This is a genomic window from Salinivibrio sp. YCSC6 (assembly GCF_004916735.1).
GTDB classification, from domain to species: domain Bacteria; phylum Pseudomonadota; class Gammaproteobacteria; order Enterobacterales; family Vibrionaceae; genus Salinivibrio; species Salinivibrio proteolyticus.
In genome coordinates this window covers 1,613,343-1,633,673 of sequence record NZ_CP039516.1, presented here as the reverse complement: position 1 = coordinate 1,633,673, position 20,331 = coordinate 1,613,343, and the positions used below count along the sequence as shown (strand labels likewise).

15 protein-coding genes are annotated in these 20,331 nt (G+C 50.2%); 11 read left to right on the top strand and 4 right to left on the bottom strand.

Annotation, left to right across the window (positions count from 1 at the left end):
- Positions 1–325 precede the first annotated feature (325 nt).
- Positions 326–1,567, top strand: coding sequence for an FAD-binding oxidoreductase (locus E8E00_RS07440; protein ID WP_096628148.1), 1,242 nt, complete (start codon positions 326–328; stop codon positions 1,565–1,567).
- A gap of 223 nt (positions 1,568–1,790) precedes the next feature.
- On the top strand, positions 1,791–2,483 hold the full coding sequence (locus tag E8E00_RS07435; RefSeq protein WP_077765937.1) for a response regulator transcription factor: 693 nt from the start codon (positions 1,791–1,793) through the stop codon (positions 2,481–2,483).
- On the opposite strand, the gene E8E00_RS07430 is transcribed toward E8E00_RS07435, so the two are convergent.
- Positions 2,476–3,417 carry a DMT family transporter gene (locus E8E00_RS07430; protein ID WP_096628151.1) on the bottom strand — a complete coding sequence of 314 codons (942 nt, stop codon included), beginning with the start codon at positions 3,415–3,417 and terminating at the stop codon, positions 2,476–2,478. The genes E8E00_RS07435 and E8E00_RS07430 overlap by 8 nt on opposite strands.
- Before the next feature lie 90 nt (positions 3,418–3,507).
- Here E8E00_RS07430 and E8E00_RS07425 point away from each other — a divergent pair, with 90 nt between their 5' ends.
- Positions 3,508–4,401, top strand: coding sequence for a LysR family transcriptional regulator (locus E8E00_RS07425; protein WP_096628153.1), 894 nt, complete (start codon positions 3,508–3,510; stop codon positions 4,399–4,401).
- Positions 4,402–4,480: 79 nt separating this feature from the next.
- Here the strand turns inward: E8E00_RS07425 and E8E00_RS07420 are convergent, their stop codons facing one another.
- Positions 4,481–7,573, bottom strand: a complete 3,093-nt coding sequence (locus tag E8E00_RS07420) for an efflux RND transporter permease subunit (protein ID WP_096628155.1) — start codon at positions 7,571–7,573, stop codon at positions 4,481–4,483.
- Positions 7,574–7,583: 10 nt separating this feature from the next.
- The gene (locus E8E00_RS07415; RefSeq protein ID WP_240531878.1) at positions 7,584–8,618 is read right to left on the bottom strand and encodes an efflux RND transporter periplasmic adaptor subunit; all 1,035 of its coding nucleotides are present in this window, start codon (positions 8,616–8,618) and stop codon (positions 7,584–7,586) included.
- A gap of 292 nt (positions 8,619–8,910) precedes the next feature.
- Between E8E00_RS07415 and E8E00_RS07410 the strand changes: the two genes are divergently transcribed.
- From E8E00_RS07410 to E8E00_RS07385, 6 genes are all read left to right on the top strand, one after another.
- Complete coding sequence (locus E8E00_RS07410; RefSeq protein WP_168174031.1) at positions 8,911–9,495, top strand: nucleoside deaminase; 585 nt, start codon at positions 8,911–8,913, stop codon at positions 9,493–9,495.
- Positions 9,496–9,507: 12 nt separating this feature from the next.
- The gene (locus E8E00_RS07405) at positions 9,508–9,948 is read left to right on the top strand and encodes an N-acetyltransferase (protein ID WP_096628160.1); all 441 of its coding nucleotides are present in this window, start codon (positions 9,508–9,510) and stop codon (positions 9,946–9,948) included.
- Between the two features lie 83 nt (positions 9,949–10,031).
- Complete coding sequence (locus E8E00_RS07400; RefSeq protein ID WP_096628162.1) at positions 10,032–10,835, top strand: ABC transporter substrate-binding protein; 804 nt, start codon at positions 10,032–10,034, stop codon at positions 10,833–10,835.
- A gap of 349 nt (positions 10,836–11,184) precedes the next feature.
- The gene (locus E8E00_RS07395) at positions 11,185–11,697 is read left to right on the top strand and encodes a prolyl-tRNA synthetase associated domain-containing protein (protein ID WP_096628164.1); all 513 of its coding nucleotides are present in this window, start codon (positions 11,185–11,187) and stop codon (positions 11,695–11,697) included.
- Between the two features lie 153 nt (positions 11,698–11,850).
- Complete coding sequence (locus tag E8E00_RS07390) at positions 11,851–13,938, top strand: TonB-dependent siderophore receptor (RefSeq protein WP_096628167.1); 2,088 nt, start codon at positions 11,851–11,853, stop codon at positions 13,936–13,938.
- A gap of 145 nt (positions 13,939–14,083) precedes the next feature.
- Positions 14,084–15,718, top strand: coding sequence for an acyl-CoA synthetase (locus E8E00_RS07385; RefSeq protein WP_096628170.1), 1,635 nt, complete (start codon positions 14,084–14,086; stop codon positions 15,716–15,718).
- Between the two features lie 42 nt (positions 15,719–15,760).
- On the opposite strand, the gene E8E00_RS07380 is transcribed toward E8E00_RS07385, so the two are convergent.
- Positions 15,761–16,234, bottom strand: coding sequence for a peroxiredoxin (locus tag E8E00_RS07380; RefSeq protein WP_096628173.1), 474 nt, complete (start codon positions 16,232–16,234; stop codon positions 15,761–15,763).
- A 293-nt stretch (positions 16,235–16,527) separates the two neighbouring features.
- Here E8E00_RS07380 and E8E00_RS07375 point away from each other — a divergent pair, with 293 nt between their 5' ends.
- Both E8E00_RS07375 and E8E00_RS07370 read left to right on the top strand, forming a co-directional pair.
- A complete protein-coding gene (locus E8E00_RS07375; RefSeq protein ID WP_096628175.1) occupies positions 16,528–17,769 on the top strand; it encodes an outer membrane protein transport protein in 1,242 nt (413 codons plus the stop codon).
- Positions 17,770–17,782: 13 nt separating this feature from the next.
- Positions 17,783–20,224: a VolA/Pla-1 family phospholipase gene (locus E8E00_RS07370; protein WP_096628177.1), complete on the top strand. Its 2,442-nt coding sequence runs from the start codon at positions 17,783–17,785 to the stop codon at positions 20,222–20,224.
- Positions 20,225–20,331 lie beyond the last annotated feature (107 nt).

The following is a 20,331-nucleotide window of genomic DNA, read 5'->3' as shown; positions in this document are numbered from 1 at the left end:
GACAGAATTAAAGGTGTTTCTGCCTAACTATTAACCGTTTGCGACCTAGATAGAAAAAGCCATTGAATGTGCTTTCAATGGGATGGTGCCGCAGCAGCGGGTGAGGCAGAAGCGATATGTCGGTCTTTTGCCCAGCTTTGCGTCACCGAGTTGGATTTGCTCTTGAGACACAAGAATAGAAATGTGGTTAATCATTGTCTTGATGGGATTGACTTCTCGTCATTTTAATATTGATGTCGTTATTGGTTATGTGTAAAAGCATGGGATTGCACGAATAAATTTCGCTGCGGAGACAAATGACTTGGCGTGTTCAGGGAGTGAAAAAATGGCCAAAAATGTGGTGGTACTGGGAGCGGGCATGGTCGGTGTATCTGTTGCTTGGCATCTTTTGAAGCGAGGCTACGATGTGACGGTCGTCGATAGAATGGCGCCTGGGCAAGAAACGTCGTTCGGCAACGCAGGCATTATTCAGCGCGAAGCTGTTCGACCCTATGCCTTTCCACGCGACCTTGCGACCTTGCTGCGTGTGTTACCTAATCGTGCTGTCGATATTCGCTATCGACCCACCAGTGTACTGCGTGCCGCGCATCCATTGCTGCAATATTGGCATCATTCGAGTGAAAACCAATACAAAAAGTTGGTCCCCGAGTATGCGGCATTGATCATGCAGTGCCTCGATACGCATGATGAAATGATCGCGTCCGCGGGCGCGGCCTCACTGATCCGTAAGCAAGGTTACCTCAAGTTATTCCGCAGCCAAAAAGCGTTGGATGAAGAGTGCTCGCGTGCCGCGTCTGACTATGCCAGTTACGGTGTGGAGTATGAGGTGATCAATAAAGCGCAGCTCGCTACGTTGGAGCCGCATTTAGCCGCGCCGCTAGCGGGGGCAATTCATTGGAAACAACCTTGGACTGTCACCGATCCCGGAGCCTTGGTACAAGCCTACGCCGACGATGTTATCGCCAAAGGCGGCGAGATAAAGCGTGCCAATTTGCGAGCACTTAAGCAGGAGGACGGACAGTGGGTCATCGAAACAGATCACGTGCGCCTTCGTGCGGATCAGGTTGTGATGGCGATGGGACCGTGGTCATCGTACTGGTTACGCCAACAAGGCATAGAGGTACCTTTGTTCACCAAACGTGGTTATCACATGCACTACCAAGGTGACGCTAACACTCCGCTCAATCATTGGATTATGGACGCTGAAGTGGGCTATTTGCTCGCACCGATGCGCGCGGGCGTGCGATTAACCACAGGGGCAGAATTGACAGCATTGGATGCTCCCTTGAACGAGCGGCAATTATCGGCAGCGGAAAAGGTAGCACGCGAGCTCTATCCACTAGGTGACCGCGTGGATGCGGCGCCTTGGAAAGGTGGGCGTCCGTGTATGCCGGATATGAAGCCTGTCATCGGACCCACGCCGAATAAACCCGGATTATGGCTCGCGTTTGGTCACGGGCACCAAGGCTTTACGCTGGGGCCTGTCACTGGAAAACTTATCGGACAAATGATGGATGGCGAGAACACATCGGTCGATATGCAGCCTTACCGTGTCGACCGGTTTTAAGTCTGAGTCCGGATGTTTCTGCTGTTCAAACGGGGCTGGTATAGGTGAAATTCGCAGCATTTAAACAGAATGAGTGAACCCAATCGTCCAATGGCGTCGTACTCTCAGTTGCTTTAAATACCGAAGCTATAAGACAATATCGCTTTGCTCTTGCAAGGTCGCCTATCGATGATATGGCGGCCCTGCATTTTCGCCGCTATCAAACTCAGCTAGGACAGTATCCATGTACGAGGAGTATTTCTCGATCGCCAAACCCGCCATCGTCGTGCGTGGTCCGGAAAATATGTCATTTATCGCCATTCTGGAAGCGAAACTACGCGAGTATGGCTGTGATGTCACTGTGATTGGGCCTGATGATGCCATGCCGGATTGGGATACGGTTCAGCTAATCAGCTGGGTGCCAGAAGGTGGTGCTCAAACCAAAACATTGCGCTGGCTTAGTGAGCAATGCCCGTTTATTGCGTTAATGGCGAGTCAAGCGGCGGCCGACCGTGTCGCGGCGCTAAATGCTGGCGCTGATGATGTATTATCGACGCCCGTTGATTTGGAAGAGTGTCTGGCGCGCTCAGCGATCGCCATGCACCGTCGCCATGCAACGTCTGCGATGCGAGATACGTCCGGGCAGCTACAAATCGATAATCTCTGGATGCAAAAGGATACGCACCGCGTGCGTGTTAACGAACAGCCAGTAAAATTGACCCCGCTTCAATTTGAGTTGCTGTGGCTCCTTGCGCAGCACAAAGACACAACCCTCAGTAAACCGCTGCTGTATCGCCAAGTATTGAAGAAAACCTTCGCGCCAGATGATCGCAGTCTGGATATGCACCTGAGCCGGATCAGAAAAAAATTAGCCGATGCGGGCTTCCCTGCCGAAAGGCTCCAAACTGCGCACGGGAAAGGCTACTGTTTTATTTAGCGTCGCTTGCGGTTCGAGCAACGCGCCAATAGCGTGGGTGAGGGAGGCGTGGCAGCAACAGCCCTGCGATCACAATCACAATGCCCACTACCTGAAGTTGGCTCACGGCTTGTCCCATCAAAAACGCGGTGAGTACCGCGAACACAGGTACAAAGTTAAAAAAGAGTGCTGCATTGGCTGAGCCTAGATGGCGCACACCGTTGAGCCAGAGTAAGTAACCGGCGACAGTACCCAGCACACCGATATACAGGAGTTCGGAGACGGCCAGCGGACTTGCAGCCCAGACTTCGCCAAATGGATGAACCTTTGGGGTCAGTGCACACATGATGCCAATGACGGTTGCGCCACTCAGCATGCCCAAAAACGTGTAGGGGATCACCGGCATCCAGCGGCCAATGCCTTGGCTGAAGAAGGTGTATGCACTCCATGCAAACATGCCAGTGAAAATCATCTTATCGCCTTGGTTAAAGTTTAATTGGTTGAGCATCTGCCATTGACCATTGGTGATCACCACAAGCACGCCCGATAAACTCACCACCAAGCTGAAAACTTGCCCTTTACGTGGCAATGCGCGAATTGCGATACAGGCGATAAGTGAAGTCACCAACGGGCTGAGCGCCATGATTAATGACCCATTGGTCGCTTGGGTGTACTCGAGCCCAGTGAACAAACAGAGGTTCAGGCCGCCAATCCCCACGGCGCTGACGGTGGTTGCCCACAGCCATTGTTTAGCGCTGAGTGTGGGGACGCGGGTACGGGTGAGCTTGAGATAAAAGCCTAAACACATTGCGGCGACGGCAAAGCGCCAAAAGACCAAGGTGAGCGCATTCACTTCATTCAGCGCATCTTTACCAATTGGGAACGTGCTGCCCCAAAAAAAGGCACATAAAATGAGAAGGGCAACGGCTTTCCACAGTGAAGCAGTAGTTGTCATAGCAAGACCTGACTTGTTGAGTGATGTGCGCTAGTGTATAAGTTTCAAAATATGAATAAACCGGCAATATCAGAACGGTAGATTCCAAATATGAAACCTAACTATTCGTTAGACGACTTGCGCTGTTTTTGTACCGTGGCGCAGTTAGGGAGCTTTAAAGCCGCGGCGCAGCAGCTTGCTATGCCGCAATCCACCCTAAGTCGTCGTATTCGCCAGCTTGAACAAGATCTTGCTCTGCGTTTACTCAATCGCGATGCACATCGTATCTCGCTGACTCAAATTGGCCATCGCTACTTTGATCGTGCCGCCGGATTGTTCGATGAGTTGCAGGCACTCAATGATGACTTGGTGAGCGAGAAGCATCACCCCCAAGGCAAAATTCGTATTAGCGCACCGATCAATGCCGGTAAACAGTTTTTACGCCGCGTCTTTTTCGACTTTATGCGTGAGTACCCCGAGATTCAACTGGATCTTAACTTTTCCAATAGCTTGATAGACATTGAAGCGGAAGGCATGGATGTGGTGTTTCGAGTCGGGAATCCAGTGGTAGAAAATTGGATTGCACGGCCGCTCACCGATATTCACTTCATTTTGTGTGCCAGTCCTGACAGTGATTATCACGACGTGCGTTCACCCAATGATCTGAGTGGTCAGCCGGTGGTGATTTGTCATCCGATGACGGTTTGGGAGCTCACACACCAGCAAACGGGGGAAGCGTTTGATTATCAAGCCACCACGGGCATACGTGCCGAAGTGGATGAAATTCAAATGTTAACCCATGCCGTGCAAGCCGGATTTGGCATCGGCTATATTCCTGATTATTCCGCGCTACCTTTGATAGAACAGGGCGAATTACAGCGCGTATTGCCGCAATGGTGCAGTCGGGCGCGTACGCTATTTTTGCTCTATCGAGACCGAGAACAAGTGCCTTTGCGCGTTCGGTTGCTGGTGGAATTCGTCCTCGCGCGTTTTACATCCTCTTAGCGCGTAATCAGGCATAAAAGGGCTGATTTCCGATATAAAGGGGCCACGTTTCAGTGGTCCCAATGGGTACGATTTACGATTAATCACCATGATGCGTGTGCGCTGGCGACAACTCGGTGGATGCCGGTGTGATGGTTTTGGCTAAGAACAGATACATGGCAGGCACCACGAACAGGGTGAACAAGGTACCCAATGTCATCCCACTGGCAATCACTAATCCCATCGCAAAACGGGCGCCTGCGCCGGCGCCTGAGGCAATCAAGAGCGGGATCATGGCGAGCACCGTCGCTGCCGTGGTCATCAATATAGGGCGTAAACGGATGGCGGTCGCTTCTTCAATCGCCTCACGTTTGGTTCGTCCTTCTTGCTGGAGCTGATTGGCGAACTCGACGATCAGTATCCCGTGTTTAGCAATCAGGCCGACGAGGGTGAGCAAGCCGACTTGGGTGTATATGTTCAAGGTGGTAAACCCGAGGCTGATAAATATCAGCGCGCCACAGACACTCATTGGTACGGTGGCCAAAATAATGATCGCGTTTTTAAACGACTCAAACTGCGCCGCTAAGATCAAGAAAATCACAATCAAAGCAAAGAAGAAGGTCACGACCAGTTGCTGGCCCTCGCTCATAAATTGGCGTGACTGTCCGGCATAATCGACACTAAAGCCTGCTGGCAATTCTGTCGCCGCAATCTCTTCGAGTACACCCAGCGCTTCCCCCAAAGGCACGCCAGGGCGGGGCACACCGGAAATTTTCACCGCATTCAGCTGCTGAAAACCGCGCAATGCTTGGGGCTGCACACTTTCCTTTAAGGTCACTAACGTTGACAGCTGAACCAATTCACCGTTTTGGTTGCGGGTATAAAACTGGCGCAATTGTTCCGGCGTGAGACGTTCATTACGCGCCACTTGGGGGATCACTCGATAAGAGCGGTTTTCCAGTGAAAAGCGTCCCGCATCCGCCCCGGATAACAGTGAACCCATATCCGCGGCAAGCTGTTGCATACTCACGCCCATCAAAGCGGCCTTTTCACGGTCGATGTTGACCGTTTGTTTGGGGCGGTCAATGCTCAGATCGGTATCGACAAAGATAAACCGCCCCGTTTGCATCGCTTTGCCCACGATATTGTTCGCCACTTCATTTATTGCTTCAAAGGGTTGTGTTGAACCGATAATAAATTCAACCGGCGTGCCGCCGCCCGGAGACGGCAGTGAAGGGGGCACCAAGGCAAAGCTACTTAAGCTCGGTTGGCTGTCCATAAAGGGTTGGATTTCGTTTTCCAAGATGGCTTGGGTACTGCGCTCTCGCTCATCCCATGGCGCAAGTACAATACCCGCGATTGCGTTATTGGTGCCGCCAGAACCATTGATAATAAAGACGTTGTCGATTTCTGGTACATCGTCAATCAGTCGGTTTAATTCGTCAGTACTGGCAGACAACGCATCCAGCGTGGTTTGGCTGTCGGCTTCGAGTATGGAGAACACAAACCCTTGGTCTTCAGCGGGCTCAAGCTCAGAAGGACTGGTGATAAACAAGAAATAGCAAGACACTAAAACAATCGCGCCGAACGTGAGGATCACCGCATTGGTATTCAACAAGCTATGGAGTGTGCGTTGGTAGCGATGATGTAATCGGTCAAACTGCTTATCCAGCCAGTGCTCAAGGGAGCGCTCTTGGGTCGCTTTGTCCGCCTGATAGGGCTTGAGCACATAGGCACACATCATGGGCGAGAGCGTAAGCGCCACCACACCGGATAAGATCACCGACGCGGCGAGGGTAAAGGCAAATTCAACAAACAGTACCCCGGTTAAGCCACCAACAAAGCCGATGGGCAGGAATACCGCGACCAAGGTGGTCGACATGGTGATAATCGGCCACGCCAGTTCGCGCGCGCCCTCAAGCGCAGCTTGTGTTCGGCTTTTGCCTTCTTCGATATGGCGGTGCACGTTTTCAAGCATGATAATCGCATCATCGACCACCACACCAATTGCAAGCACCATGGCAAGCAGTGTCAGTAGGTTGATGGAAAACCCTAACAGCCACATCAAAAAGAAGGTGCCGATGAGCGATACGGGGATCGCGACCGCAGGAATAACCACCGAGCGTAACGACCCCAAAAAGCCATAAATCACAAACACCACGATGGCTAGGGCGAGAATAATCGATATCACCACTTCATCAATGGCGTTATCAATATACTCGGTTGAGTCATAGGCGATATAGGCCGATAACCCTTGAGGCAATTGGGTGGTAATGTCGGCATCCCACACCTGATTCACCGCCTCAATCACATCCAGCGCGTTGGCATCTGGCGAGACTTCGATGCCGATAAAGGTGGCATCAAGCCCATTAAAGTTCACCGATGTTTGGTAACTTTCGGCGCCGAGCTCAACGGTTGCCACATCACTCAAACGCACAACAGATTGGCCATCACTGCTGATGACCAAATCTTCAAATTGCTTAACGTCATGAATGTCGGTGGCAGCGTTCAAATCAATCGCCACGTCTTGGCCTTTGGTGCGCCCCAGCGTAGCAAGCACATTATTGCTGCGCAGGGCGGCAATCACATCCGTACCGGTGAGATCGTAAGCGGCCATTTTGACCGAGTCGAGCCAGATCCGCATCGCAAAGCTACTGGCACCCAACACATCAGCACGCTGCACACCCGGAATCGTCGACAGCTGTGGCTCGACCACCCGGACCAAGTAATCGGTAATTTGATTGTCAGTGAGGACGTCAGAGTAGAAGGCGAGGTACATTGCCGCGACGGTTTCCCCCACCTGCAGGGTAACGACGGGCTCACGGGCATCATCTGGTAGCTCAGAGCGCACCTTATTCACCTGTGCGGCAATTTGCGTGAGTGCTTCATTCGGATCGTAATCGAGACGCAAGTAGGCCTCAATGGTGCTCACGCCGGCGGTTGAAGTCGAGACTAAGTAATCAATCCCTTCGGAGGCAGCAATTTCACGCTCTAGCGGCGTGGTGATAAACCCTTGAATCAAATCAGCATCTGCACCGATATAAGTGGTAGAGACACTCACCACTGCATTTTTGATCTCGGGGAATTGGCGCACATTCATGTCCGTGATAGCGCGTAAGCCGAGCAAGATAATGAATAAGCTCACCACGGAGGCCAAGACGGGTTTCTTGATAAAGACGTCGGTAAATCGCATCGAATCGCTCCTATTGATTCACAACGTTGGGATCAAGATCTTCGCTCGGCTGAACACGCTCATTGTCACTGATCTTGATGTTGCTGCCGTTACGGAGCTTGAGGAGGCCGGAGGTAACGATACGGTCACCGGGTTGAAGGCCGTCTTTAATCACAATCATGTCACCGCGTCGCGCGCCTGTTTGCACAAAGCGCTGTTGGACCGTCAATGCATCGTCTTGCTCTTGGATCACGAAGACTGCGTTGCCATACGGATTAAATTGAATCGCGCTTTGTGGTGCCAGCAAGACATTTTGAGCTTCTTCACCTTGATCAAGACTCACGCGTGCGAACATGCCTGACCGTAAAATGGCATCTGGGTTGTCAAAGGTGGCTTGAATGTCGACACTACGACTTGAGGGCGTCACAACCGGCGAAATCGCAGTCACTGTGCCGGTAAAGACCTTGTCGGGCTGTGCGCTAATCGTGGCAGAAACGGTTTGGCCATTTCTCAGCGTGCTGAGCTGCTGCTCGGGTAAGGTAAAGTTGAGGTAGATGGGAGTCACTGACGTGAGTGTCGCAACGGCTGTCCCTGGCGCAATGAGTTGGCCAAGACTGACTTCTCGGATCCCAATAATGCCGTCGAAAGGCGCGGTTAACGCCTTTTGCTCGATGCGCGCTTTTTGGCTGTCGACGGCGGCGATCGCTTGCTTGGCTTCACTTTCTTTGCGCTTTAGCTCAGATTCAGAGACATTTTTGTCTTTAAACAGCCGTTGATAGCGTCTCAACTCAAGTTGAGCAAGCTCTGCGACGGACTCGAGCCGACGAAGCTCTGCTTCATCAACACTGGCATCCAAGGTGACCAGTAATTGTCCCTTTTTCACCGATGTCGCATTGTCGAACAAGATATTGTTGACGATGCCGCTTGCCTCGGTGGTTAGCTGGGTGTCATTAATGGCCGCAAAACTACCAATGGTGGTTTGTTGTTCACGCCAAGGGTGGGTTGAGACTGTCGTGGCCGTCACGGTGACCGTAGGGGCAGGCATGTTGTCAAAGAATTGGTTCATAAAATGATTGCCTACTGCTTTGTAAGCAAAAATTCCCCCAAAAACGAGCCCACATGCGACTAACATAATAATCAAACGTTTTATCATAAAAATCCCTGAACAGAATTGCTGTCACCACCCTTGGCTTTTTAGTACAGACGAAGGCGCAAAAGGTTGATTTAACCAATAACAAATATCGAACTGACCAATACAAACCTTATCACTGTTTGGTTCATTCATTGGTGGTAAATTGATGATCTTGTGGATTAGCTCAGGTCAGTGTCATCAGCGAAGCCGAATAAGGAGAACGTCGATGCTACTCAATGCAAATAGCACGGTAACGGAAGCGGCGCTGCGTGCCGTGGCGCATATGCCAACGCGCAGTTTGCCAGTGCTGGTGGATAACAGCTTTAGCCAAAAATTGACCGATGCGGATTTGATGCGCATCGCGGTGTTGTTGGCCCAAAAAAGCGCTGATGAAGGAGGGTGCCCCATCGGTGCGGTGATTGTTGACAATGAGACACGTCAAATCGTCGGTAAAGGGCACAATACCTTGGTACAAGAAAATCACCCCTACAATCACGGCGAAACGGCGGCAATACGCGATGCTGGGCGAATTGATTTTAGCCAAACAACCTTGTTTACCAGTTTAAGCCCATGCGATGTGTGCGCGGCACTGATCACCATGCGCGGTTTCTCTCGCGTGGTGGTAGGAGATATCACTAGTGCGAGCGGTAACGAGACGATGCTGCAAGCGAAAGGGGTGACGGTTGATGTGCTGGAAGATCCCCAGGGCATTGCGCTGTATCAGCAATTTAGAGCCGATCACCCCGAACAAGAGTTAGAAGATTGGCAAGGTGTAAGTGCCGTCAAGGCACGTTTAGCAAAGCGTGAATGAGAGGAGAACGACATGGATGTTGCGATTGGTCCGACCACGGATGCTAATTACAGTCAAAAGCTGACCCAAGAGAACATGGCCCCGTATTATGAAGCGAGGAAAATCGCTTGGAACCCTCAGCGGTTTATGGAAAGTTGGCGAGTTTTCGATAATTATGAAATTCGCCATGAGCGAAAGCGTTGTGGTGTGATTCGCTTGAAGGCAGAGGGTGAAACGCTTTTTATCCGCGATTTACAGATAGAGCCGAGTAAACAGCGGCAAGGGATCGGCCGCGAGGCAATCGCTTGGGCGATCGCTTATGCTCAAACGTCTGGCTATGCGCATTTAGCCTTGCGTGTTTTTGCAGAAAATCCAGCCGTTTCATTATATCAAGCGCTGGGGTTTGTGGAGACAGGGCGCAGCCGAGATGCGGTTCTCACGCTTTCGTTGTCGTTAACCGCAACGTCCGAATAATGAGCAAAGCGCCTGAGCATGTCGATAGAGATGGCATGCTAGTCTTATAGACAGCGTAGCGAGTCAACATAGTGAGTGGTTGGATGACCCATTGGACACAAGCGTGTATTGCGATTTGGCTAACTCTTTTCTCCTTTCAACTATGGGCCGCGCCATCGACCTCACAGCCACTTAAGGTTTGTGTGGGTGACGGTAGTCCTTGGCCGCCATACACCTATTGGCAGGGAGAAACGCGCCAGCAGAAAGCGGACACCTTGACAGGTTATGCGACAGATTTGGTGCTCACCGCATTAGAGCGTAACGACATTGCCTATCAGCTGGTCTTTATGCCTTGGGCACGCGTGCAACATGAACTGGCGCGCGAATCCGGCCGTTGTGATCTTACTTGGGATGCAAGTTACAAACCCGAGCGAGCGCAATATAGTCGCTTTACGCAGCCACTCTATTCGATATCCTTGGGTTATCTGTACGTGGGCGCACCTGACACACAAGCACAACCGAATTTATCGGCGACACAATCGGTTTGTGGTGTGAACGGCTATAACTATGCCGCATTTGGCGACAACCCCCGACCGAGGTTTGAAGCCAATACTTTGCAGCAAGCCTTGCGAATGTTAGAGGCGGGTCGTTGTCGCTTTCTTGCCAGTGAAATCGAGCCCGTTTTAGGGGGAATACGGCTCGGGCTCTATCAGTTTTCACGCGATCTCGCTCATATTTCGCTGCCCAACCCGAAAGCATTTCATGCTCAAGTGAGCCGATATGCGCCACAAGCGAATGACTTAGTGGCGCAGATTGACGCGTATTTGGACAGTGCGGCTCAACGTGGTGAGTTACAAGCACTCCGTGCTCAGTATTTTCAGTCAGTTACCTCGCAGCCCCAGCCGTAACCAACGTCAGAGTAATGCGTTATCGTGTGCTACGCACAGAGGGTAGAGGGCGCTTGGCCCAGCGTGTGGGCAGCTTGGTCGTTGCTAAGTGAGTGTGTAGCTTTTTAGCATATCGATGATAGGTCACTTGACGACCCGAGTGAAAACTCACCTTGAGTACCATGTTTCTCTCCTTGTGATTAACGTTGCGATAAAGTTACATTTTTATTCCAAATAAGTGTATTTAATTATTCTTAAGTCACATAAGAAATCCTAATAGTGAATATGGGCTTGCTGGGCGTACTATAAACCTAACAGTCTGTGCCCTTGGCTCGGATGAAGACGAATAAGCTAACTAATAAGGAACAGCATGACAGGGACGCCACCACTTTCAGGTCAACAGACTGCGCTGCTTCAAAGCCTCAAAGCGCACGGTATTTCAGTAAAAATATACCGCCATCAGCCTGTCTATACGTGTGAACAAGCAGACGCGCTCGGTTTGCATACTGATGCAAACCCGACCAAGAACTTACTGTTGAAAGACAGAAAGGGTAAACAGTTTTTCTTGGTGGTGTTACCGGGCAAAGCCACCGTTAATTTAGCCGGATTGAGTGAAGCCTTGGGGACGTCTCGCTTATCGTTTGCCTCATCGCAGCAACTCGACACCTATTTGCAGGCGCAATCTGGTGCCGTATCGGTATTTGATGTGATGAACGATCCTGAGCATCGCGTTAGTTTGGTGATCGCGAATGCGATATGGCAAGTCCAAGCGGTGGAATGCCAGCCTTTTTGTCATGATCAAACTTGGGTCATAGCCACGCAAGATCTCGCTCGCTGGCTACAAGGTATAGGCCGAAGGTATCAAACGGTAGATCATCAGTAAGTTGATGAAACCTCAAAGCTTTGTAACATAACTTATACAATACTGACGAAAAAAAGCGCAAACAGTTGCGTATGGGTGAAAACAAATAGAAATGAGACTGGTTATCGTTTATGTTCCAATGCGTTCAAATAATCGTTAGCTACAGGAAGTCTCATGTTGAAGAAACACCCCCTTGCCGTTTTTGTGGCTGTCGCGCTGTCACCCCTTAACAGTACAGCCGCAACCAACCTGACAGAACCCGTTGATGAAGTCTATGTGGTTGAAGGCCATCAGGCACGTTTTAAGGCTAATAGCAATGAAACGGCGATGCGAATGGAGGTCAGCCAACTAGAAACAGCGGGCCAAGTGGCTGTGATGGATCAAACGCTGATTCAAGAGCAAAACGCCACGACATTAGGGGATGTATTGGTGAATGACGCCAGCATTGGTGTTGGTGGTACGGACCGCAATCGTGAGATTTTCATGCTACGTGGTTTTGAACTTGATACCGGAACAGGCTACTTGCGTAATGGCCAGCAGCAATGGTCTTATTATCGACATCCTGTTGAGCTGATGGAACGTGTTGAGGTGTTAAAAGGGCCAGCAGGTTTGCTCTATGGCAAGTCCGCACCGGGCGGTCTGGTGAATATGGTCACCAAACGACCAACAGCTGCGTTCCAAGCGTCAATCAGCCAGAAAGTCGGTACTAACGATTATCAACACACCGTCGCTGATGCGTCGGGTTCTCTCAACGAGAGCGGCACCTTACGTGGCCGGATGGTGCTATCGAAACAAAGCGAGGGATCATCACGTCGCTATTTAGATGGCAGTGAACCTGAGCTCGACCGCCAAATTGCAGGCTTGATGCTAGATTACGACATCACGCCCGATACCCAGCTTTCTCTTCATTATGATCGTGTGATTGATGACAGTAATAGCGATAACGGCGCCAACATCATCAATGGTAAACCGCAACTGGGTAGCCAATTTATCTGGGAAGCGCCTTGGTCGTTCATGGACATTGATGTCGAGAACTACGGAGTCGATATTGTCAGCCAATTAACGCCGGATTGGAAAGTCAAATCAGGCTACAATCGCCAAGACTATAAACGTCATTACCATGAAGGATTCGGACAGCGCGAAACATACGACGCGAATACCCAATCGTTCAAATACTTTGCCATGGACCGTCACGACAATTGGGTACTGGATACGGCTTATCTTGATGTGACCGGTGCATTTCAGTTCGGGAATATCGACCACCAGGTGCTGATTGGCGCCAATGCGCTGCGTAATGACTATGTCGGTCAGCGTGTAATGAAGAAAAACCAAACCGCCGTGATTGGTGGTGCGTATCCGGAGCCGGATATTCATTATGGCACAGCAACTCCGCGTGACCCTGAGCCTACTGATTCCATTGGCTTTTATGCGCAAGACTTAATGACATTGAATCCACAATGGCAGCTGCTTGCAGGGCTTCGCTACGATCGCGAGGATAACGAGACGGATACGTATTATAACGTGTTGCCTAAAGCCGCGGTAATGTATCATCCGTCACCGGAACAAACCCTGTACGTGACCTATTCCGAGAGCTTTGAGCCAAAAAATCCGGTTGATAGTGATACCGATATTAATGACGGCATGGCGCTAAAGCCGGTGAAGGGTAAGCTTTACGAGTTTGGCTATAAACAATCGTTATTGAACGACCAAGCGTTATTCAGTGCCGCCTTGTTCCAAATTGAACAAGAAAATAAAGTGGTCAAAGAGGCAATCACCGGACAAGGCAGTCTCACTTCACGCACCACACAATTAGGTAAACAAACGCATAAAGGGGTTGAGGTCAGCCTTGCCGGTCAAGTGACTGACAGTTGGTCAGTGCATAGCTCAGCGACGTATTTAGATGCACGCATCGAAGACCCGTTCAATCCTGCGAACGATGGCAAACAGCCTGCCGATACGCCAGAGTGGGGCGCCAGCATTTGGTCTCGCTATGATATCGATAACCAAACCTATGTGAACGTAGGTGCGCGTTATGTCGGTGATCGTTATGGCGATATGAAAAATACCTATCATAAGCCAGGTTATACCACCGTGAATGCAGGTGTGGGCCATACCATCAAAGCCGGTGAACAAACGGATTTGAAACTGAGTGTGAATGTTGAAAACCTCTTCAACGAAAGCTATCTCGCTGGTGGTGTACAAAATAAAACCACGTTGGGCGAAGAGCGCAAAGTCGTCCTCGGCGCGTCATTACACTTCTAACTTCGCGCATCATTAATTACCGAGGCTCAGCATTGCTGGGCCTTTTTGCGTTATCGCCGCCATATCGACTTAAGTTGAATAGCGCAAGCTTGATGACATGCTAGGTTGATCTAGTTATCTAGACAAAGTCAGCAAGGAGTGCGTTATGTCAGCCAGTAACATCTATGAACTTGGCTTGGACAAAAGTCCAGCCAACTATCAAACATTGAGTCCACTTTCTTTCCTCGAGCGAGCTGCTAGCGTCTATCCAGATTATCCGGCTAGCGTTCATGGTCATCTATGCTGGAGTTGGCAGCAAGTGGATCAGCGATGCCGTCAATTTGCTTCGGCATTACGTCAAGCCGGCATCGGGCTAGGTGATACGGTATCGGTGATGGCCCCCAATCTGCCCGAAGTGTTTGAGTTGCATTTTAGCGTGCCGATGACAGGTGGCGTACTCAATACCATTAATACCCGGCTGGAAGCGGAAACCGTCGCGTTTATCCTTGAACATGCAGAAAGCAAAGTCTTTATCGTCGACAAAGAGATGACAGCCGTCGCAAAACGGGCGTTAAAAATGATCAAACACCGTCCACTGGTGATTGCGATTGATGATCCGCTCTATCCACATGGCGAATGTATCAGTGAGACTACGTACGAAACCTTTTTAGCTCAAGGCGATGGTGATTATCAGTACGCATTGCCAGACGATGAATGGCAGGCCATTTCACTTAATTACACCTCAGGCACAACCGGCAATCCCAAAGGGGTGGTGTATCACCATCGCGGCGCCCATCTGAACGCGGTGAGTAATGTGTTGTCTTGGAATATGGATGCGCATCCTGTTTATCTTTGGACGCTACCCATGTTCCACTGTAATGGTTGGTGTTTTCCATGGACGGTGGCCGCAACGGCGGGGGTGAGTGTCAGTCTACGGCATGTCAGAGTAGAGCCTATCTTTGATGCGATAAAAACTCACAAAGTGACTCATTTTTGTGGTGCGCCGATTGTGCTGAACATGATGAATAACGCAGATCCGGCGCTAAAAGCTGAGATTCATCATACGGTTAAAGCGATGACCGCAGGGGCGGCACCACCAGCTTCTGTGATTGAAGGGATGGAAGCGATGGGAGTTGAAGTGACCCACGTTTATGGCCTCACTGAAACTTACGGCCCTTGTGTGGTGTGTGACTGGCAACACCACTGGGATCAACTCTCGCAACAAGAAAAAGCACGCATGAAAGCACGCCAAGGTGTACGGGCCCCAATGCAAGGTGGACTGATGGTTGCCGATCCGGTGACGTTTAAACCAGTGGCAAAAAATGGTGGCACGCTGGGTGAGATTTTTGTTCGCGGTAATATTGTGATGAAAGGCTACCTAAAGAATCCAAGCGCGACGGAAGACGCCATGAGTAACGGCTGGTTTCGCACTGGCGACTTAGCGGTATGGCATGCCGATAATTACATCGAGATCAAGGACAGACTCAAAGACATTATCATTAGTGGCGGGGAGAACATTTCCAGTATCGAAGTAGAAGATGTCCTGTACCGTCACCCTGATATTGAAGAAGTGGCGGTGATTGCGATGCCCGATGAAAAATGGGGTGAGGTCCCCTGTGCGTTTGTTAAAACGACCGAAGCATCCGTCGTCACCGAAGCTGATATTATTGCTTTTTGCCGAGAGCAGATGGCGCACTTCAAGGCGCCGAAAAAGGTGATCTTTACTGCGCTCCCGAAAACATCGACGGGCAAAGTACAAAAGTATGTGCTTCGTCGTAAAGTCACTGAAAAGTCAGTGTAAATCATCAAGCGGTGGCGAGAAAACGCCACCGCTAACTCACCGCTATAGCAGGGCGAGGATCGCCTCGGCACTGGAGACGTCAAAGCTTTTTGGCGCTTCAAGGTTCAAATGCGTGACGATGCCATTGTCAATCACCATCGCATAGCGCTGCGAGCGAATACCCCCAAACTTCCCTGAGTCCATTTCTAGGCCTAGCGCTTGGGTAAAGCTGCCATCACCGTCGGCCAGCATATGAATCTGATTGGCGTTTTGTGCTTCGCCCCACGCCTGCATCACAAAGGCATCGTTGACGGAAACGCATGCAATCATATCGACGCCTTTTGCTTTAATCTCATCCGCCTTCACCACAAAACCCGGTAAGTGCGACTCTGAACAGGTTGGGGTAAAGGCACCCGGCACCGCGAACAGTACAACCTTCTTGTTGGCGAAAAGGTCAGGAATATTGTGGGTTTGCATTCCTTCAGCGGTGAGTTCGCTGAGTGTGGAAGTGGGTAAGGGTTGTCCTTGCTCAATCATGGTGACTCCTTGTTAAGTCATAGCAAAAAAGCATAATTTACCGTGACAGTGTACGCCTAACGCTTTGACAAAAATACCGACAATAACTGCGGATTTTCGCTATTTTGCCTGCAAAATAGCCGCTTTTTCCGCTTAACTGGTCTTACCAATTAAGTTCTCCTTTATCTCACATATCGGCCCTCTATAATCCGCACTCTTTAACATCTTGTTGTAATCGACTGATTTGACATGGTGTTTACCAATAATTAACATCTGTAACTCAATATTAAAACAAGACCTCGGAGGTCTGACTAGTGAACAAGAAGCACTATTCTCTCATTGCGCTCAGCGTATTTGCAGCAACCCAAGCCTACGGTGCTGGGTTTCAAGTATCCGAGCAATCAGCGTCAGGGCTAGGGCGCGCTTTTGCAGGCGACGCCGCGGTGGCTGATAATGCCGCCGTATTGGCACGTAACCCCGCAGCCATGATGCGATTTGATCGCGCCCAATTATCCGGTGCGTTGACCCTGATTGATCCCGATGTCGATGTAAAAGATCGCACCAACAATGAATATGCCAAAGATGTGGCGCCGATGAAGGTCGTCCCTGCAGGCTTCTATGTTAGCCCGCAAGAGGGTAAATGGACGTGGGGGATTGGCCTATTCACCACCTATGGTATCGCGACGGATTACCCTGACGATATTCAAGCAGGCGACTTGGCCGGCGACACCGATTTGCTCTCAACCAACTTAAACCCGGCGATTGCGTATCAAGTCACCCCTGAACTAAGCCTTGGCGCGGGCGTTAACCTCACCTATGCCAAAGCAACATTGACCCGTCATAAGGGACCTTTAGATCCGACCAGTCCATCCGAAAAATTGCTGAGTCTAAAAGGTGAAACCTTTGGGTACGGTTGGAATCTTGGAGCGTTGTATGAAATCAATGAAAATCACCGTTTTGGTGTTGGCTATCGCTCCAAGGTGGATCTCGATTTTGATGACGGCACATTTGAAGATGGGACCTTTGATGGCAACAACGGTATGTTTACTAACGCAGCGTCGGTTAAAGGACGCCTCGAGCTATCTTTGCCGTCTTACTGGGAAGTGTCAGGCTTTCACCAACTGACCGACGCGTTTGCCGTCCACTATAGCTATCAACACACCAATTGGAGCAGCTTTACCGAGCTGCGCGCCACCTCCGATGAATGTACCGACAACAAGGTGTGTTTTGTTAAAGACGAGTCGTACAAAGATAACGACCGTTGGTCAATTGGCTCGACGTATCAGTTTAATCAACACTGGACAGGCCGCCTCGGCTTTGCCTATGACGAACAAGCCGGTGAGGCGACGCTGAGTATCCCAGACGCTGACCGTTATTGGTATGCCACAGGTTTGACCTACCAATACGATAACGATCTCAGTATTGATGCCGGCTTTGCCATCGTGCGTAGCCGTGACGGCTCATTCACAGAACAAAATGCGCTGAAACAAAACCTCGAGTTTGATTCTAACGGAACCGCTTACATCAGCTCGGTTCAGCTTAATTACCAGTTCTAACCGGGATATCATGATGCTTAAAAAACAGTTAAAATTGTCAGTCTTGGCAACTGCGATCATCTTGGCTGGGTGTGGCGATGAAAATGCCAGTGATACCAACACACCTCAATTTGAAAGTTATATTCAAACCGCCATTGATCGACCCACTTCGGTCGACTTCACCTTGGTGGATGCTAAACCGACTATGCCTGTTCCTACCTTTTTGCTGATGGACAGTGAAGATGGGACGCTAAAAATACCCACGGAAGGTGACAACGCGCTTACCAACCCAAAGGCTGCTATGAATACCATGGATGGTTGGTCAACCTCGATGCCTTTGGTATTTAACTTCCGTGGCGCAGGCCTCAATTCAGGGCTTGTGACTAATGGGGTTTATCTCATTGAACTGACCGAATCAATGACGGGAACACCTAGCGTTAAAGCTGTGCTCCAACAAGGCACCGACTTTCAAGTACTGAGCGATGCGGCCAGTGACACACTGACAGTGTTGCCTGTTAAGGATCTCAACGCCAGCAGTGAGTACATTATTGCTCTAACCGATGATATTCAGGACGTAAACGGCGATCCGATTGGCATGCCATCGAGCTATGCGGGATTAAAATCCCAGACTGTCACTTATGAGGACTCACTACTTGAAGCACCAGAAGCGGTGATTCAGGGAGTCGAAAAATTGGTAGCAGCCGCAGAAGGTGTTGATCCGACCAAAATCGTCTACTCCACCTGGTTTTCAACCCAATCGGTAGGTGACAGCTTAAACTACACCAAGCTAGCGACGGCGAAAGCTTTGACTCCGCCTCTAGGGAACCTTGCTGCAATATGGAAAGCGGGCGCCAACCCTAATAATGCCGACTTATCGGATGCCTACACCATCGACATTACCAGTACTCAGGACTATGACACAGCATTGGACGCCGAGGCCCAGTTTACTAAGTACTTTGATCCCAATGATGCCGATGATGCCGATAATATTAAAGAGATACTCAAGACAACGTTTAGCGGCGTCAATGTTAATGTGAGCAAAGGTACCATCAAGCTACCTTACTATCTGGAAACGGATAGTAATTGGAATAGTCAGCCGTTTGAGTCGGCCACCCCTAGCTTGGTTAAGATACTGAATGCGCTGCAAGACCCTGCACAGCAGGCGACCATCACCGCTCAGTTGACAGGCGCGGGTGTCGACGTTGCTGTATTAACGGGTAACGATAAATCACAGATCGTCAACGAGCTTTTCAAGCTGGCCGGCGTGACGCTGACCAAAGCTGATGGCAGTCAATTAGACCCTGAGCGCATTATTACCCGTTATAGCCCTGTACCGCAGATTAAATCGGTACAAGAGGTACCTTTCTTGCTGTTTACGCCAGCAACGGTTGATAGCGATACCCAACTCACGGTTTATCAGCACGGGATTACCTCGGCAAAAGAAAATGCTTACTTCTTTGCGCCTAACTTTGCTAATGCCAATCAAGCCATTATGGCGATTGATTTGCCGCTTCATGGCGAGCGTAGCTTAGATGCGAAGCGCTCTGCCAACGTAGATGTGACAGCGTACCTGAACCTCAATAACCTAGCTGTAGCGCGTGACAATGTACGCCAAAGTGTGCTGGATCTAATGGGTGTGCGCGCAGCTTTGACCCGCACCAAGTCGGCGGGTGGATTCGCGGGGACGCCATTAGAGACGATAACCTCTTTCGTGAGCTCGGCGCCACGTTTATTAGGCCATTCGCTGGGCGGTATCGTTGGTACCACTGCGTTTGCCGCGTCTAACCGTGCGAACAGCACTGAACTGAATGCACTTTATAAATTCTCTGCGCTAAGCGTCGCAAATTCTGGGGGGCAAATTGCTAATTTGCTTCTTGGATCGGACGAGTTTGGTCCTTTGATTAAGCACAGTGTTGCTTTTAAAGGCAGTGCCGCTTACCAGACCTTTGCCGGCGACAATTGTACGCTCGATAATAGCGCAGAAAACAATGTGATCTGCTACAAGACCTTCGAGGTAGCCGGTTCAGCAAGTGCAAATGCTCAGGTTCAGGGTGTGATTCAGCAATTTAGCTATGCAGCCCAAACCTTGCTCGATACCGTCGATCCATATACAAATGCAAGCTATATTACTGGCAGCACCACGCCGATTTATATGCTGCAAGTTGATGGTGATGATACGGTCCCGAACGACGTTGCTTACACGGTTCCGGGCATTGTGGATAATTTTGCCGGCTCTGAGCCATTAGCCGCGAAACTTGGTTTGCCAACCATCAATGCCAGCTCACCCGCTGCACAAGATGGCCAGAACTTTGTTGATTTTGCCGGTAATAACGCTAGCCATAGCACCTTTATCTTCCCGCAAACGGCGGAGCTTGCAGAACAAGCCGTGCACGCTGAAATGATCCGTCAAGCGGTTGATTTTGGTGGAAACGCCAGCTTGGATAGTATTGATAACTCAAACGGTGTGTTGAATTAACCGGCGCATTATCGTAAAGGTTGTTACCAAACTAAAGCGGCCTCGGCCGCTTTTTCTTATTATCCTTTAGTTAGGCAGCGTTGATTAGCGCCATGAGTGAATAGCCA

Bases quoted from the DNA above. Each gene is read 5' to 3' on its own strand.
- E8E00_RS07440 (WP_096628148.1), top strand. From the start codon at position 326: ATGGCCAAAAATGTGGTGGTACTGGGAGCGGGCATGGTCGGTGTATCT.
- E8E00_RS07435 (WP_077765937.1), top strand. From the start codon at position 1,791: ATGTACGAGGAGTATTTCTCGATCGCCAAACCCGCCATCGTCGTGCGT.
- E8E00_RS07430 (WP_096628151.1), bottom strand. From the start codon at position 3,417: ATGACAACTACTGCTTCACTGTGGAAAGCCGTTGCCCTTCTCATTTTA.
- E8E00_RS07425 (WP_096628153.1), top strand. From the start codon at position 3,508: ATGAAACCTAACTATTCGTTAGACGACTTGCGCTGTTTTTGTACCGTG.
- E8E00_RS07420 (WP_096628155.1), bottom strand. From the start codon at position 7,573: ATGCGATTTACCGACGTCTTTATCAAGAAACCCGTCTTGGCCTCCGTG.
- E8E00_RS07415 (WP_240531878.1), bottom strand. From the start codon at position 8,618: ATGAACCAATTCTTTGACAACATGCCTGCCCCTACGGTCACCGTGACG.
- E8E00_RS07410 (WP_168174031.1), top strand. From the start codon at position 8,911: ATGCTACTCAATGCAAATAGCACGGTAACGGAAGCGGCGCTGCGTGCC.
- E8E00_RS07405 (WP_096628160.1), top strand. From the start codon at position 9,508: ATGGATGTTGCGATTGGTCCGACCACGGATGCTAATTACAGTCAAAAG.
- E8E00_RS07400 (WP_096628162.1), top strand. From the start codon at position 10,032: ATGACCCATTGGACACAAGCGTGTATTGCGATTTGGCTAACTCTTTTC.
- E8E00_RS07395 (WP_096628164.1), top strand. From the start codon at position 11,185: ATGACAGGGACGCCACCACTTTCAGGTCAACAGACTGCGCTGCTTCAA.
- E8E00_RS07390 (WP_096628167.1), top strand. From the start codon at position 11,851: ATGTTGAAGAAACACCCCCTTGCCGTTTTTGTGGCTGTCGCGCTGTCA.
- E8E00_RS07385 (WP_096628170.1), top strand. From the start codon at position 14,084: ATGTCAGCCAGTAACATCTATGAACTTGGCTTGGACAAAAGTCCAGCC.
- E8E00_RS07380 (WP_096628173.1), bottom strand. From the start codon at position 16,234: ATGATTGAGCAAGGACAACCCTTACCCACTTCCACACTCAGCGAACTC.
- E8E00_RS07370 (WP_096628177.1), top strand. From the start codon at position 17,783: ATGCTTAAAAAACAGTTAAAATTGTCAGTCTTGGCAACTGCGATCATC.